We start from the raw sequence: 14,843 nt of genomic DNA, 5'->3' as shown, positions 1-14,843 counted from the left end.
TCCGGTTCGACCGCGCGATAACGAAAACGACATCGCGGAGGCTGAGCATCAGCCGGACGACCGCAGCATCGATGAGGTCCGGAACCGGCGGGGGGCAGCTCCCGCCGGTTTCGGCCATCCTGCTGCTGGCCCTGATGGGCCTGCCGATCCTCTGGCTCGCCGTCGCCGCGCTCGATACCACCGGCGCCGGCGGCCTGGCCGCCGCCATGCTGCCGACGGCGTTGCGCGAAACCGCGACGCTCATGGCCTGGGTCGGGCTGATCACCGGTGTTCTCGGCCTCGTCTCGGCCTGGCTGGTGACGCATTTCGATTTTCCCGGCCGCCGCATCTTCGAGTGGGCGCTGGTGCTGCCGCTGGCCATCCCGACCTACCTGGCGGCCTATACCTACGTCGAGTTCCTCGATTTCACCGGTCCGATCCAGCAGGCATTGCGCGCCGTCATCGGTGGTGAAACCATCAAGGACTACTGGTTCCCGCAGATCAAGAGTCCCACCGGCGCGGCGTTCGTGCTCTCGATGGTGCTCTACCCCTATGTCTACGCCTCGTGCCGCGCCTTCTTCGTCATGCAGTCGGGCTCGGTCTCCGCCGCCGCGCGTACCCTCGGGGCAGGCGGCTTTCGCGCCTTCTTCTCCGTCACCCTGCCGCTGAGCCGCCCGGCCCTCGTCGTCGGCATCACGCTCGCCATGATGGAAGTGGTGAACGACCTGGGCGCCGTGCAGTATTTTGGCGTCAACAGCCTCACCGCGGTGATCTACTCCACCTGGATCAACCGCTCGAATTTCGGCGGCGCCGCGCAACTCGCGGTGATGATCGTGCTCATCATTGGTCTGTTGATCCTGCTCGAGCAATGGGCTCGCCGCGACCGCGTCTACGCGCTGCATCGCGACAGCCGCGTCGCCCCGCCGCGCGAGCAACTGGTCGGCGCCGAGCGCACCCTCGCCATCGGCTTCTGCACCGTGCTGCTGCTGCTCGGCTTCGGTGTCCCGGTCGGCGAGCTGCTGGTGCTCGGCATTCGTAATCTCGGCCCCGATGCCTTCGGATTGACCGTCAATGCCGGGCTTACCACCATCACCCTGGCCTCGCTCGGCGCCCTCATCACCGTGATCGTCGGCCTGATCGCCGCCCGTATCGGCAAGTCGCGCGCCGCCCACGGGCTCATTCGCGTCGCTACCCTCGGCTATGCCATCCCCGGCACGGTGCTGGCGCTCGGCCTGCTGCAGCCACTGGGTCAGGCCGACCTGTGGTTCAACCGCCTGACCATGGCGGTGGCCAACTGGCGCCCCGGCCTCATCCTTTCCGGCTCCATCGCCGCGCTGCTCTATGTCTATGCCATCCGCTTCCTTGCGGTGTCGCATTCCACCATCGACGCGGCGATGAAGAAGCGCGGCGACACCATGCTCGATGCCGGTCGCGTCCTCGGCGTTACCGGCTGGCGTCTGTTGTTCCGTGTCGATCTGCCGACCCTGTCGCCGGCTCTGCTGACCGCCGCGACGCTGGTCTTCGTCGAGATCGTCAAGGAATTGCCGGCGACGCTGTTGCTGCGGCCGCTCGGCGTCGAAACACTGGCCACCGTGGTCTATGCCCGCGCCAATGTCAGCCTCTTCACCGAAGCTGCGCTCCCGGCGCTCACCATCGTCTTGGTCGGTCTGGTGCCCGTCATCCTTTCGACCCGCTTCAGCGATCGTCGCTGAGGCGATACATTGGAAATTAACCGGTCATTGACTAAGCATTAGCCGGTTGGGTCTTTCCTTCATTTGATCGGTTGTTGGGGCGCCGGGGCATGAGAGACTACGTCCTCACGCGGCTCGTGTTGGCAGTCGGAGCGGTCTTCGGCGCCGCCGCACTGCTGTTCCTCTTCCTTGATGTCCTGCCCGCCGCCGGCGGCACCGATCGACCCGCCTGGGCCCGCTTCCTCGGCCTGTTCATTGGCGACACCGGTGCGCCCAACACCTTCGGCGAACGTCTCGCCGTCACCTTGCCACTGGCGCTGCTTGCGCTGGTTGTCGCCGGCACGGTGGGGACAGGCCTCGGCCTTGCCGCAGGCCGCTATCGCGGCATGGTCGATAGGCTGGTGCGCGCCCTCTCGGGCGTGCTGGCGCTGTTGCCGCCGTTCTGGGTCGGCATGCTGCTGGCGCTGCTGTTCGCTGGCCTCCTGAAGCTGCTGCCCGCCAGCGGCTTCGTTCCCTGGAGCAATCCGGCCGGCGCCCTCGCCTCGCTGCTGCTGCCGGCGCTCGCACTGGGCCTTCCCTATGCGGGCCAGCTCGCCCTCCGCATCCGCCGCGACTTCGGCAATATCGCCGAGCGCGACGTTCAGCGCCGGCGCACCGATGGTATCGTCGGCGCAGAAGCGAGCTGGCAGCTCGGCCTCGCCCGAGCGCTGCCCGAACTGCCACAGGCCCTGGCCCGCACTTTCGGCGCCATGCTGATCGGCGCCGCCCTGGTCGAGAGCGTGTTCTTCCTCCCCGGCCTTGGCCGCCAGATCCTCGGCGCCGCCGAGCAGCACGATCTGGCGCTGCTGCGCGGCGGGCTGCTGCTGCTGATCATGGTCGCCGCCTTCGGCATGCTGCTCCTGGCGCTGCTGCGCGTGCTGGTGGATCCCGCGCTGCGCCCGGAGATACGCCGATGACCCTCGAGGCGGCCCCGGCCCGGCCCGGCATCGATCTGCGTGTCGTCCTCGGCGCGGCGCTTGCCACGCTCATCGCCATCCTCGCGCTGGTCTCCCTTGCCTGGACCCCGCATGGCGCCGCCAGCCTGACCCCGCTCGCCGAGCCCGACGCCGTCCACTGGATCGGCACCGACGCCAGCGGCCGCGACGGCACCTCGATGCTCATGGCCGCGACGCTCACCACGCTGCTGCTCGCCGTTTTCGGCACGCTCGCCAGTCTGTTCGTGGGCATCCCTGTCGGCGTTGCTCTCGCCTTGCGTCTACCGCCCTCGCACCGCACGGCGCATGCCATCGGCATGCTGCCCCCAGCGCTGCTCATCGGCATGCTCGTCAGTGGCCTCGCGGCGCCTGCCAACCTCACACTGTTCCTCGCCGTTGCACTGCCGGGCGTGGTGGTCGCAGCCATCATCACTCGCCGCGCCCTCGCGCCGCTATGGTACCGCGACTACGTCACGGCGGCGCGCCTCGCCGGTCTCCGGCCGCTCGCCGCGGCGCAGCGCCACGTGCTGCCGCGCCTCCTGCCGCACCTTGCCGCGCTCGGTCTCGAATTGCTGGCCGTTGCCATCCTCATCGAAGTCAGCCTCTCCTTTGCCGGCCTTAGCGTCTTGCCGCCCGGCGCCAGCCTCGGCCTGATGCTGCGCGAGGCCCAGCAGTTCATGACGATCCGTCCGCTGCTGATCCTCGTTCCCGGCGCCGTCGCCGTGGTCACCGCGCTGGCCCTGATGCTCGCCGCCAGTGGCCTCAGGGGAGCGCGCCATGGCGCTTGAACTCGCCGGCCTCGGCGTCGCCATCGCCGGCAGCCATCCCATCGCCCAGTTCGATCTGGCGCTGGCCGACGGCGGCGCCCTCGCCATCGTCGGCCGCGCCAACAGTGGAAAGACGCTGCTCGCCCAGGCCATCGCCGGCCTGCTGCCCCCAGGCGCCACCGTTCAGGGTAACGGGCTCCCCGGCAAACGCCCCGGCGTCATCGGCGCCGATGACGATCCTGTGGAGCTCGCCCGCTGCCTCGAGCGCGGCGTCGATCTTCTCGTCTGCGACGAGCCGGGCAGGGCGCTCGGTCCCGCTGCGCAACACGGACTGCTGACCGCACTGCTCACCGCCAATCGCGACCGTGGCGTGGCCTTGCTGATCCTCACTCGCGACTTTCGCCTGCCGCTCGCCATGGGGCTCGAGACTGCCATCCTCTCGGGCGGCAAGCTGGTCGAGCGCGGTCCAGCCGCCGTGCTGCAGGAGCGCCCGCAGCACGCCGCGACCCGCGAACTGGTGGACGCCGGCAAGCCGCGCACTCGCACGATGGCGCGCCCGCCGATCGGCGAGCCGCTGCTCGAACTGCATGGCGTCGGCAGACATTTCGCCGATCCCAGCTCACGGCTCTGGCACCGCAAGCCGCCGATCCCGGTGCTCGAGAACGTCACCCTGGCGGTGCGTCGGGGCGAAGCTGTGGGGATTCTCGGTGCCGCGGGAGCCGGCAAGTCGCAGCTGCTCCGCCTTGTCGCCGGCCTCGGCCGCGCCAGCGCCGGCCAGCTGGCCTTCGATCGTGCGCCCTATCGCGGCGACGATCTTGCCCGCGAGGCCCGCACCCGCATCAGCTTGCTGTTCCCCGATCCGCGCGCCGCCTTCAATCCGGATCTCGCCGTCGGCCTGTCGCTCACCGAGCCGCTGCGCGTCGAAGAGCAACTGCTGATCGACGAACAGGCCGACCGCCTGGTGGAAGCCGTGCGGGTCGTCGGCCTCGCGCCCGATGTGCTCGACCACCTGCCGGGCCAGTTTACCACGGCCGAGCTGCAGCGGCTGGCACTGGCCCGCGCATTGGTGAGCCGCCCCAGCCTCATCGTCCTCGATGAGCCGACCGCCACCCTCGATCCGGTCGAAGAGGCCGAGTTCCTCGTCTTGTTCAATCGCGTCCGGTCGGATTACGGCGTCACCGTGCTCTGCGCCAGCCGCGACTTCGACGTGCTGCGGCTTGTCGCCGATCGCATCCTCGTGCTGGGAGCCGGCCACATCGTCGAAGGCGGCAAACCGTCGGAACTGGCGGAAACCGGCCGGCATTCCGCTACCCTGGCGCTGCTCGCAGCCCGCTACCCCGAGCCGTTGCCGCCGGCACCCAAACCGGTGCCCGACGTGCCACCGGCAGCACCCGAACCGCCGGCGCCGCCCGAAGCGCCGCCGGCGCTAGAGCACGGCGCCGACGAACCCGCCGAAAGCCGGCAGGTCGAGGTCGCCGTCGCCGAAAGGGGCCGCGACCGAGCCGGGAGCGTCGATCCCCTTGACGCCGATCCCGTCGGGCAGGCGGACGACGATCGGGCCGCCAGTCATGTTGAAGGCACACAATAGCGTCTCTGCGCCAGACGTTCGGGTGAACATCAACACGCCCTCCGGCGCCTCCAGCGTCTTGATCGTTCCCTTCACCAGCGCCTTGTGCTCCCGCCGGAACTTCAGCGTCGCCCGGTAGTGATGCAGCAGCGAGTCATTCTGCTTTTCCTGCAAGTCGGGCGCCTTCAGCAGGTGGTCGCCCGGCACCGGCAGCCAGGCCCGCGGCGCGGTCGAGAAGCCGCCCAGATGCGCCGACGACTGCCACACCATCGGCGTGCGGCATCCATCGCGCCCTTTGAACTGCGGCCAGAACTCGATGCCATAGGGGTCCACCAGGTCTTCGAACGCCAGTTCCGCCTCGGTCAGCCCCAGTTCCTCGCCCTGGTACAGGCACACCGAGCCGCGCATTGTCAGCAGCATCGTGGCCGTCAGCTTGCCGAACGCGTCGCGGTCGCCATGGCTCATCCAGCGGCTCACATGCCGCACCACGTCGTGGTTGGAGAACGCAAGGCAGATCCAGCCGTCAGGCGCGTCCTTTTCGGTCAGGTCGATCGACTTCTTGAAGTGCCCCGCGTCGAATGCCCCGCCCAGATAGTCGAACGTGTACGCCATGTGGAGCTTGTCGCTGCCCGAGGTGTACTGGGCCATCACCTCGAGCTGATGCTGGCTGTCGCCGATCTCGCCCACGCTCGTCCGCCCGGGATATTCGTCGAGCAGCGCGCGGATGCGGGTCAGGAATTCGAGATTCTCCGGCCGGCTCTTGTCGTAGAGGTGCTCCTGGAAATTGTAGGGGTTCACCGCAGGGGCCGTCGACGCATTGAAATCCTCCGGCTTCACCACCGGGTTGGATTCGAGCCCCAGCGAGGCGAAGTAGAAGTTCACCGTATCGAGCCGGAACCCGTCCACCCCGCGTTCCAGCCAGAACCGCATGTCGCTGAGCACCGCGTCCTGCACGTCCGGATTGTGGAAGTTGAGGTCCGGCTGCGAGGTGAGGAAATTGTGCATGTAGTACTGCATGCGCCGGCTGTCCCACGCCCAGGCCGAGCCGCCGAAGATCGACAGCCAGTTGTTGGGCGGCGTCCCGTCGGGGTTGGGATCGGCCCACACATACCAGTCATGCCGCGGGTTGGTGCGGTTTTGCCGGCTCTCGGAGAACCACGGATGCTTGTCCGAGGTGTGCGAGATCACCTGGTCGATGATCACTTTCAGCCCGCGCGAATGGGCCTTTTCCAGCAGCCGGTCGAAATCCCCGAGTGTGCCGAAAATCGGGTCGACATCGCGGTAGTTGGAAACGTCGTAGCCAAAATCCTTCATCGGCGAGGTGAAGAACGGGCTGAGCCAGATCGCGTCCACGCCGAGATCGGCGACATAGTCGAGCCGCTCGGTGATCCCGACCAGATCGCCAACGCCGTCGCCATTGTGGTCCTGAAACGAGCGCGGATAGATCTGGTAGATCACTGCGCCGCGCCACCAATCCTTGTCGAGCGGCTGCTCGGGCGTCGACTTCTGTTCCGTCATCGGCGGAACGGCCATCATCGGCGGCACAACGCTCATGCTTAAGCTCCCTGGGCTGGCTCTCGCGACGTTTGGCGCGAGGGCAGGGCCGGAGTCAATCGCCGGCCGATGCGGAGGAGCCCTGCGCGGTACTGAAGGCTCGATGGTCAGTTTCCCACCGAGCCTCTAGCCACCCATTCGGTAGTAAGAGACTTCGTCGCAGAACACCGCCATCATGCACACCTTGAGGTCGAGCTGCGTGATGTTGGGTAAGGTGATGGTCGCCGGCAGCGCGCTGCCGTCCCCGGTGAGGATTTGCCCTGCCCAGCCGCCCCTGGCCGACGAATGACACCGCTGGGTAGCGACAAGCAAAACGAAAGGGCGGCCCATGCGGACCGCCCTCCCGTTCGTGACCTTCGTGAGAAGATCGGATGTGTTGGCTGGAGCCGGACTTAGAAGTCCATGCCACCCATGCCGCCCATGCCGCCGCCGCCCGGCATTGCCGGAGCTGCGTCCTTCGGCACCTCGGCGATCATCGCCTCGGTGGTGATGAGGAGCGAGGCGACCGAGGCCGCATCCTGCAGCGCCGTGCGAACCACCTTGACGGGGTCGACGATGCCGAGCGCGATCATGTCGCCATACTCGCCGGTCTGGGCGTTGTAGCCGAAGTTCGGCGAGGCGTTCTCGAGGATCTTGCCGACCACGACCGAGCCTTCATCGCCGGCATTGTTGGCGATCTGACGGACCGGCTCCTGCAGAGCGCGACGGACGAGGGCGATACCGGCCTGCTGGTCGGGGTTCGCACCCTTGACGGTGATGGCGTTCGAAGCGCGCAGCAGCGCGACGCCGCCGCCCGGCACGATGCCTTCTTCAACCGCAGCGCGGGTCGCGTTCAGCGCGTCGTCGACGCGGTCCTTGCGCTCCTTCACTTCGATTTCGGTCGAGCCGCCGACCTTGATCACCGCAACACCGCCGGCGAGCTTGGCCAGGCGTTCCTGCAGCTTTTCCTTGTCGTAGTCCGAAGTGGTCTCTTCGATCTGCGCCTTGATCTGGGCCACGCGGCCTTCGATGTCGGACTTCTGGCCGGCGCCGTCGACGATCGTGGTGTTCTCCTTGGAGATTTCCACGCGCTTGGCAGTGCCGAGCATGTCGAGGGTGACGTTCTCGAGCTTGATGCCGAGATCTTCCGAGATCACCTGGCCGCCGGTGAGGACGGCGATGTCCTCGAGCATGGCCTTGCGGCGATCACCGAAGCCCGGGGCCTTGACGGCGGCGACCTTGAGGCCGCCACGCAGACGGTTCACGACGAGCGTGGCCAGAGCCTCGCCCTCGATGTCCTCGGCAACGATCAGCAGCGGACGCTGCGACTGCACCACGGCTTCGAGAATCGGCAGCATGGCCTGCAGGTTCGAGAGCTTCTTCTCGTGCAGCAGGATCACCGGATCCTCGAGCACCGCAACCATCTTCTCGGCGTTGGTGACGAAGTAAGGCGAGAGGTAGCCGCGGTCGAACTGCATGCCCTCGACGACGTCGAGTTCGGTCTCGGCGGTCTTGGCTTCCTCGACGGTGATCACACCCTCGTTGCCAACCTTCTGCATCGCGTTGGCGATCATCTCGCCGATAGCGGATTCGCCGTTGGCCGAAATGGTGCCGACCTGCGCGACTTCGCCGTTCGACGAAATGGTCTTCTTGGCCTTGCCGAGGTTCTCGACGACTTCGGCGACGGCGAGATCGATGCCGCGCTTCAGATCCATCGGGTTCATGCCGGCGGCAACGAGCTTGATGCCTTCGTTGACGATGGCCTGGCCGAGCACGGTCGCGGTGGTGGTGCCGTCACCGGCGATGTCGTTGGTCTTGGAGGCCACGGCGCGCAGCATCTGAGCGCCCATGTTCTCGAACTTGTCCTCGAGCTCGATCTCCTTGGCGACGGTGACGCCGTCCTTGGTGATGCGCGGCGCGCCGAACGACTTGTCGATCACGACATTGCGGCCCTTCGGACCCAGCGTGACCTTCACCGCATTGGCGAGGATGTTGACGCCGCGGACCATCTTGTCGCGGGCATCGGTGGAGAATTTTACGTCTTTCGCAGCCATTGGAGGCGCTCCTTACGAGTTATGAGGGGGAAATCCGAACCGGCAACGCGCGCCTGGTTACGAGATCACGCCCATGATGTCGGATTCCTTCATGATCAGCAGGTCCTGACCATTGAGCTTCACCTCGGTGCCGCTCCACTTGCCGAACAGAATCCGGTCGCCTTCCTTGACGTCCAGCGGCACGATCTTGCCGGCTTCGTCGCGGGCGCCCGGGCCCACGGAGACGATCACGCCCTCGGAGGGCTTTTCCTTGGCGGTGTCGGGGATGATGATGCCGCCAGCCGATTTCTCTTCGCTGTCGACGCGCCGGACGACCACGCGGTCGTGCAGGGGACGGAAAGCCATTTTTGCTCCTATCAGCAATCAAGTGATTTCGCCTCTGTTAGCACTCGTGATCGAGGAGTGCCAACAGCTGGCAGGGGATATAGGAGGGCCCCCAAAGCGAGTCAAGGACGACCCGAGCCATACGATGGTGATGTGGCGGCTATGCGACGAACGCATGAAACGGGCGCGCTGTCGCCACGTTTGTGGTGCCGAGAGAAACCGCAAGCCGCCTGATGGCAAGTTGCAAAGCGTCCCGCTTGGCAGTACCTGAGGCGCCACAGATACCTTCGGAGCAGACGTGACCGTCGTCCAGTTCGATAGCCACCCCCGTAAATCCCCAGAGGCCTGGGTCGCCCCGCAGCTCGCGGTGATCGTCCCCAGCTACAATGAGCGCGATAACGTCGCGCTGTTGTACGACAAGGTCACGGCGGCCCTCGGCGCCACGCCGTTCGAGTTCATCGTCGTCGACGACAATTCTCCCGACGGCACCTCCGAAGTGGTGCGCGACATGGCGCGCCGCCACCAGAACGTGCGTGGCATCCACCGCCTCGGCCGCCGTGGCCTGAGCTCCGCCGTGGTCGAGGGCATCCTCGCCAGCGCCGCGCCCTATTTCGCCGTCATCGACGCCGACCTGCAGCACGACGAAACCATCCTGCCGCAGATGCTCGAGAAGGCCATCGCCGGCGACCACATCGTCGTCGGCACCCGCTATAGCGGTGAGGGCAGCGTCGGCGAGGGGCTGTCGAGAACCCGCGAAGCGGGCAGCCGCTTTGCCACCAAGCTCTCGAGCCTCGTCACCGGCAAGTCGCTCAGCGACCCGATGAGCGGCTTCTTCCTGATGCGCCGGAGCGTCTTCGACGAGATCGCCCCCTCGCTCAGCGACGACGGTTTCAAGATCCTGCTCGACATCATTGTCTCGGCCGGCCGCTCGCGCGCTCGCCAGGGTAAGGAACTGCGCATCGGCGAGGTGCCCTACACCTTCCGTCCGCGTCACGCCGGCGAGAGCAAGATGAGCTCCATCGTCGTGGTGCAGTTCCTCGGGCTGATCGTCTCGAAACTGTCGGGCGGTCTGCTTCCCACCACGTTCCTGCTGTTCGCCCTGGTCGGCGGTCTCGGCGTCGTGGTGCACATGGGAACGCTCTTGTTCACCCACGAGGTGCTGGGCTTCAACTTCGTCTGGTCGCAGGTCGCGGCAACGCTGCTGGCCATGACCTTCAATTTCATGCTCAACAACGAGCTGACCTACGCGAACAAGAAGCTGCGCGGCTGGCGCTATCTCACCGGCATGCTCACCTTCTATGCGGTCTGCTCCATCGGCGCCCTCGCCAACGTTTCGGTCGCCAGCTGGATCTATGCCTATGATGGCCAGTTCTACGTGGCAGGCCTGCTCGGCGTGCTGATGAGCGTGGTCTTCAACTACTCCGTTACAAAGGTGTTCACATGGCGGTAAGCGCAGAACTCGAAATCAAGCTCCGCCGCACCGGTGGCGTCGGCCCCAACACCAAGTGGGACTGGAGCCTCGTCGACGCGAGTGGCACTGTAGTGAAGAAGGGTTCTGCCTTGGGTGAGGAAGCCCGCGCCTTCGCCACGGCCAAGAAGGCCCGCGACAAGCTGAAGGGCTAGACCTCTGGAGGGGCGCGTTCTAAGCCGCGCCCTTCTTGCCTTCCAGTTCCGCCCACGCCTGCCGCTTGCGGTAGATCGTCGACGGGCTGAGCTCCAGCGCGGCGGCCGCCAGCGCGATGTTGCCGGCGAAACTCTCGATCGCTTCCTCGATGATCCGCTGTTCCTGCTGCCACATCGGCAGCACCGCGGGACGCATCGGCGACTCCGCCGAAGCGGCGCGTCGTTCCGTCTCGCCGCCATCGAACATCGCGACGATTCGGCGGGCGACGCCTTCAAGGTTCTCGGCGCTCCCCGGCAGGTCGCGCGCCACGAAGTCGAGCACCGTCTGCAACTGGCTCGAAGCATCGATCAGCCCGGCGACGCGCTCCCGCTCCGCCGGCCCGCGGAACGCCCCGGCGATGGCGCGGCCATGCCGATGTGCCAGCTCGCCGAGCCGCGCCGACAGCACCGCGCCATCGACCGGCCGGGTCACATGCTCATGCGCGCCCGCCTGCAGTACCGCGAGCGTCGCTGATACCGAAGCCCCGTCGGAAAGCACCACCACCAGCGATCCCGAAGCCAGCCGCGCCAGCCGCGCCACCGCGTCCTCAGGTTCCGCCGAGAGGTCGCAAAGGCTGTCGAGGTCCGCCAGCAACAGGTCGTATGATGCGAGGCGCAGCCGGTCTGCCGCCTCGCGGCCGCCGCAAGCCAGCGCGATCTCGGGTGCGATGATGAATCCCCGATCGAGCATCTCGATCAGGCTCCGGGCACCCGCTTCGTCGCGTTCGACGAGCAGGATGCGGACGGCGTTATCCAGGCCGAAGCCGGGAGCGGGCATGGCGACAGGTCCTTGGGCACGTGGCTGTGCTGAATGGAGTGTTGACGAACTGGGTAAATAAAGCGTTCCAGCCGATCCGTGCGCAAACGCGCCGAGCTCGCGGTTTGCCACAGCTCCCACGTCTCCGCGCCTTTCGGCAGGGCCCGCCCGATGCTATGACGGGATGCGTCGAATCCCGTTGGCCACCCTGGGAGCCCGAGCGTCAAGTGCAAGGCCTCGTCTACATCTTCATCGCGCTGGCCACGCTTGGCGTTGCGGCGGCAGCCTATTTCGGGCTGACCTTCTCGCCGATCGAAGCCTTTGTCACCGCGATCGCCTTTGGCGCGCTTGCCGTCATGCTGATGGAGCGCCGCCTGCGCCAGCGCTCGGAAGCGCGGCTCGAGCGCGCCGTCGAGGATCTGGCGCGGCTGCTCTCTACTGACGCCAGGGCCGGGCAGGTGCTGAGCCAGCGCGTCAACGCCATTGCCGATACCAATGTGGGCAGCCGCCTCGACGGCATCGAGGCCGATATCTCGGTGCTCGGCACCGTCACCAGGCAGCTTGCCGAGGCGCTGGCCGAATTCGAGGAGGCCCGCCGTGCCGATGGTGGTTCGCGCCTCGCCGAAGCGACCGCCGAGCCGCCGGAACCCGACGACGATATCTTCCTCGATCCGATGATCCCCGAGGCCGAGCTTCGTGCCGCGCTCGATTCCAACCGGCTGGTCTTCCACATCGAGCCGGTCGTCCGCCTGCCGGCACGCAAGCCGCTCGGTTACGACCTCGTGCCGCGCCTGATGCAGGATGCGGGCGGGCTTGCCGACGCTCCCGATTTCATGCCGCGCCGCGGCGGCGAGGACCTGATCCGCCGCATCGAAGCAATGGCGCTCGAGGAAGCCGTCACCATCGCGCGGCGCGCCAAGACCTCCGGCCAGCCGATCACCCTGTTCCTGCCGCTGAGCCGCGCCACCATCCTCGACAGGAAAGCGCTCGAGCAGGTGACTGCGACGCTCGTCGCCAACCAGGCGATCACCGCCTCGCTCAACTTTGCTGTTCGACAGACCGAGTGGAAGCCGCTGGGCCCCACCGAGAAGCGGGCGCTTTACGAGTTCCGCAAGGCCGGCGCCGGGTTCGTCCTCACCGACGCCACCTCGCTCCGCTTCGATTTCGCCGAGCTCGAGGGCCTCGGCTTCAGCGACGTGCGGTTCGATGCGACCCGCTTCCTGTCGCAGCCGCAAAGCTTCACCGATTTCCATACGGCCGACATCGCCCCCTACGCCAAGCGCTTCCAGATCGAACTCTGCGGCACCGGGGTGATCGACGAGCAGCAGTTGCTCAGCCTGTTCGAAGATGGCATCAGCCTCGTTCAGGGGCCGCATATCGGCCGGCCCGGCCCGGTTCGCCCGGATCTCGTCGCCGAACGTCCGCGCGATGCCGAGCGCCGCATCGAGGCGCAAGCGTAGCTGGAGCGCTTTTCAGGAAGAGTTGCAGGCTTTTCCGGTTCGAAAGCGTGACAAATCAAGCAAGCAGACTAGGACCAACAATGCAGGCACTGGCTGGACTGAGCGGGATCGCCCCCCGTTACGACGTGGTTTTGAGCGACATCTGGGGCGTCGTGCACAATGGCGTCGCCGCACACCCCACTGCCGTCGAGGCGCTGGTCAACTATCGCCGCAATGGCGGCCGCGTCGTCTTGATCAGCAACGCTCCACGTCCGCACGGCCCGATCATCGAGATGATGGACCGGCTCGGTGTCTCGCGCGAAGCCTATGACGACGTGGTGACCTCGGGAGACGCGACCCGGGTCGTGCTCGAGCGCTATCGCGGCCAGACCGTCCATTATGTCGGGCCGCCGCATGATAATGACAGCCTGTTCGAGGGCCTCGACATCACCATCGGCCGCGCCGAGGACGCGAGGGCCATCGTCGTTACCGACCTCGATACCGACCACGACACGCCGGACATGTACAATGACCGGATCACCCTGTGGCTCAGCCGCAATCTGCCGCTGATCGCCGCCAACCCGGATCGGGTGGTCGAGCACGGCGACCAGATCCTCTATTGCGGTGGCGCTCTCGCCGATCTCTACGAGGCCCGCGGCGGCATGATCGTCATGGTCGGCAAGCCCTACAAGCCGATCTACGCCGAGGCCCTGCGCCTCGCCGAGAAGGCTGCCGGTCGCCCGGTCGATCGCACCCGCATCCTCGCCATCGGCGACTCGGTACGCACCGACGCCATCGGCGCCGCCGGCGCCGGGCTCGACCTGCTGTTCATCACCGGCTCGATCCATGCCGCCGAACTGGACGCCTTCGGCAACCCGGACCCTGAAGCCATTCGCCGCCTGGTCGAACCGAGTGGCGCCAATGTCGCGGGGTTCATGCCGCGGTTGAGCTGGTAGGTAGCCACCGGCCTCTCGGTCATGTCCCCCCGCCAAGGGAGATGCAGACTGCCACACCCCGCATAGCAGCCTCCAACCTTAGCTGCCTTGCAACCCATCCGGTTTCTTGTCATATCGCCATCACTCTCAAGGCGGGTACGAATTTGAGCGGCTTCATCAGGCTCGCTGGACTCGACCAGGTTCCGGCGTCGCTGCGCGGCGCCATGGTCGCGATCGGCAATTTCGACGGCTGCCACCGCGGTCATCAGCACGTGTTCCGGGCGCTGAAGGCCCGTGCCGCCGCGCTCGGCGTGCCGGCGCTGGTCCTCACCTTCGAGCCGCACCCGCGCGACGTGTTCGCGCCGGCTCCCTTCATGTTCCGCCTTACCTATGCCGATCAGAAGGCAGAGATCGCCGAGGCGCTCGGGCTCGACGGCATCGTGGTGATGCCGTTCTCGCTCGAGTTCTCCCATATCGTCGCCGAGGATTTCGTCACCCGCTTCCTTGTCGGCGCCCTCGGCGTCACCGGTGTCTCGGTGGGCGCCGATTTCCATTTCGGCTACAAACGCCAGGGCACCCCCGATTTCCTGAAGGACGCCGGCGTGCGTCACGGCTTCGAGGTCGAAATCCTCGACATGCTCGACGAAGGCGACGACCACATCTCGTCCTCCCGCATCCGCGCCTTGCTCGGCGAGGGTGACGTCGCGGGCGCGGCGCAACTGCTCGGCTACCACTGGTTCCTGTCGGGCGTCGTGGTGCAGGGCGATCAGCGGGGCAGGGAACTCGGCTTCCCCACCGCCAACACCGCAAGTCCCACCGGGTTCGGCCTCCTGCAGGGCGTCTATGCCGTGCGCACCAAGCTCAACGGGCGCCTGCTCGATGGCGTCGCCAGCTACGGCAAGCCGATGTTCAACAATGAGCGTCCGCCCTTCGAGACCTGGATCTTCGATTTCGACGAGGACATTTACGGCGAGACGCTGGAAGTCGCGCTGCTCGGCACCGTGCGTGGCCAGGTCAAGTTCTCGGGCCTCGACGAACTGATCGCCGCCGTCAACAACGACGCTGCCCAGGCCCGCCTGCTGCTGCAGTCGACCCTGCCGGTGTCCGAGCTGGACGAGAAGCTCGGGTTTTTCAGGTAGCGACTTCGGCGTGTGAGGAGCG

13 protein-coding genes and 1 pseudogene are annotated in these 14,843 nt (G+C 66.7%); 9 read left to right on the top strand and 5 right to left on the bottom strand.

Annotation, left to right across the window (positions count from 1 at the left end):
• Nucleotides 1-71: 71 nt before the first annotated feature.
• From AC1ROK_RS06045 to AC1ROK_RS06030, 4 genes and pseudogenes are all read left to right on the top strand, one after another.
• Nucleotides 72-1,691 carry an ABC transporter permease gene (locus tag AC1ROK_RS06045; protein ID WP_492844873.1) on the top strand — a complete coding sequence of 540 codons (1,620 nt, stop codon included), beginning with the start codon at nt 72-74 and terminating at the stop codon, nt 1,689-1,691.
• Nucleotides 1,692-1,780: 89 nt separating this feature from the next.
• A complete protein-coding gene (locus AC1ROK_RS06040) occupies nt 1,781-2,626 on the top strand; it encodes an ABC transporter permease subunit (protein ID WP_492844871.1) in 846 nt (281 codons plus the stop codon).
• Entirely contained in the window at nt 2,623-3,432 is an 810-nt protein-coding gene (locus AC1ROK_RS06035) for an ABC transporter permease subunit (protein ID WP_492844869.1), read from the top strand. Before AC1ROK_RS06040 ends, AC1ROK_RS06035 begins: the two co-directional genes overlap by 4 nt.
• Nucleotides 3,422-4,507, top strand: a pseudogene (locus AC1ROK_RS06030) (ATP-binding cassette domain-containing protein); the annotation flags it as partial. The gene AC1ROK_RS06035 and the pseudogene AC1ROK_RS06030, both read left to right, overlap by 11 nt.
• A 330-nt stretch (nt 4,508-4,837) precedes the next feature.
• On the opposite strand, the gene bglA reads toward AC1ROK_RS06030, so the two are convergent.
• The 4 genes from bglA to AC1ROK_RS06010 all read right to left on the bottom strand — a co-directional run bounded on the left by bglA (nt 4,838) and on the right by AC1ROK_RS06010 (nt 8,910).
• Nucleotides 4,838-6,496: a beta-galactosidase BglA gene (gene bglA, locus AC1ROK_RS06025; RefSeq protein ID WP_492846343.1), complete on the bottom strand. Its 1,659-nt coding sequence runs from the start codon at nt 6,494-6,496 to the stop codon at nt 4,838-4,840.
• A 162-nt stretch (nt 6,497-6,658) separates the two neighbouring features.
• Nucleotides 6,659-6,862 carry a hypothetical protein gene (locus tag AC1ROK_RS06020; RefSeq protein WP_492844867.1) on the bottom strand — a complete coding sequence of 68 codons (204 nt, stop codon included), beginning with the start codon at nt 6,860-6,862 and terminating at the stop codon, nt 6,659-6,661.
• 62 nt (nt 6,863-6,924) lie between these two features.
• A complete protein-coding gene (groL, locus tag AC1ROK_RS06015; protein WP_492844865.1) occupies nt 6,925-8,565 on the bottom strand; it encodes a chaperonin GroEL in 1,641 nt (546 codons plus the stop codon).
• A 57-nt stretch (nt 8,566-8,622) separates the two neighbouring features.
• The gene (locus AC1ROK_RS06010; protein ID WP_291311715.1) at nt 8,623-8,910 is read right to left on the bottom strand and encodes a co-chaperone GroES; all 288 of its coding nucleotides are present in this window, start codon (nt 8,908-8,910) and stop codon (nt 8,623-8,625) included.
• Nucleotides 8,911-9,187: 277 nt separating this feature from the next.
• On the opposite strand from AC1ROK_RS06010, the gene AC1ROK_RS06005 reads away from it, so the two are divergent.
• Together AC1ROK_RS06005 and AC1ROK_RS06000 are read left to right on the top strand one after the other, a co-directional pair.
• Complete coding sequence (locus AC1ROK_RS06005) at nt 9,188-10,339, top strand: glycosyltransferase (RefSeq protein ID WP_492844863.1); 1,152 nt, start codon at nt 9,188-9,190, stop codon at nt 10,337-10,339.
• Complete coding sequence (locus AC1ROK_RS06000; RefSeq protein WP_055884859.1) at nt 10,330-10,512, top strand: hypothetical protein; 183 nt, start codon at nt 10,330-10,332, stop codon at nt 10,510-10,512. The genes AC1ROK_RS06005 and AC1ROK_RS06000 overlap by 10 nt, the downstream gene beginning before the upstream one ends.
• A gap of 19 nt (nt 10,513-10,531) precedes the next feature.
• Here AC1ROK_RS06000 and AC1ROK_RS05995 read toward each other — a convergent pair whose 3' ends face one another.
• Nucleotides 10,532-11,329 (bottom strand): helix-turn-helix domain-containing protein, encoded by a 798-nt coding sequence (locus tag AC1ROK_RS05995; protein ID WP_492844861.1) that lies wholly within the window; start codon nt 11,327-11,329, stop codon nt 10,532-10,534.
• Nucleotides 11,330-11,535: 206 nt separating this feature from the next.
• Here AC1ROK_RS05995 and AC1ROK_RS05990 point away from each other — a divergent pair, with 206 nt between their 5' ends.
• From AC1ROK_RS05990 to AC1ROK_RS05980, 3 genes are all read left to right on the top strand, one after another.
• Complete coding sequence (locus AC1ROK_RS05990) at nt 11,536-12,768, top strand: EAL domain-containing protein (RefSeq protein WP_492844859.1); 1,233 nt, start codon at nt 11,536-11,538, stop codon at nt 12,766-12,768.
• 80 nt (nt 12,769-12,848) lie between these two features.
• Nucleotides 12,849-13,703 (top strand): TIGR01459 family HAD-type hydrolase, encoded by an 855-nt coding sequence (locus tag AC1ROK_RS05985; protein ID WP_492844857.1) that lies wholly within the window; start codon nt 12,849-12,851, stop codon nt 13,701-13,703.
• Between the two features lie 143 nt (nt 13,704-13,846).
• Entirely contained in the window at nt 13,847-14,821 is a 975-nt protein-coding gene (locus tag AC1ROK_RS05980) for a bifunctional riboflavin kinase/FAD synthetase (protein WP_492844855.1), read from the top strand.
• The last annotated feature ends 22 nt before the right edge of the window (nt 14,822-14,843 follow it).

The sequence above is a fragment of the Devosia sp. GW821-FHT12F11 genome (genome assembly GCF_058806655.1).
This window is presented reverse-complemented; position numbering and strand designations above follow the sequence as displayed.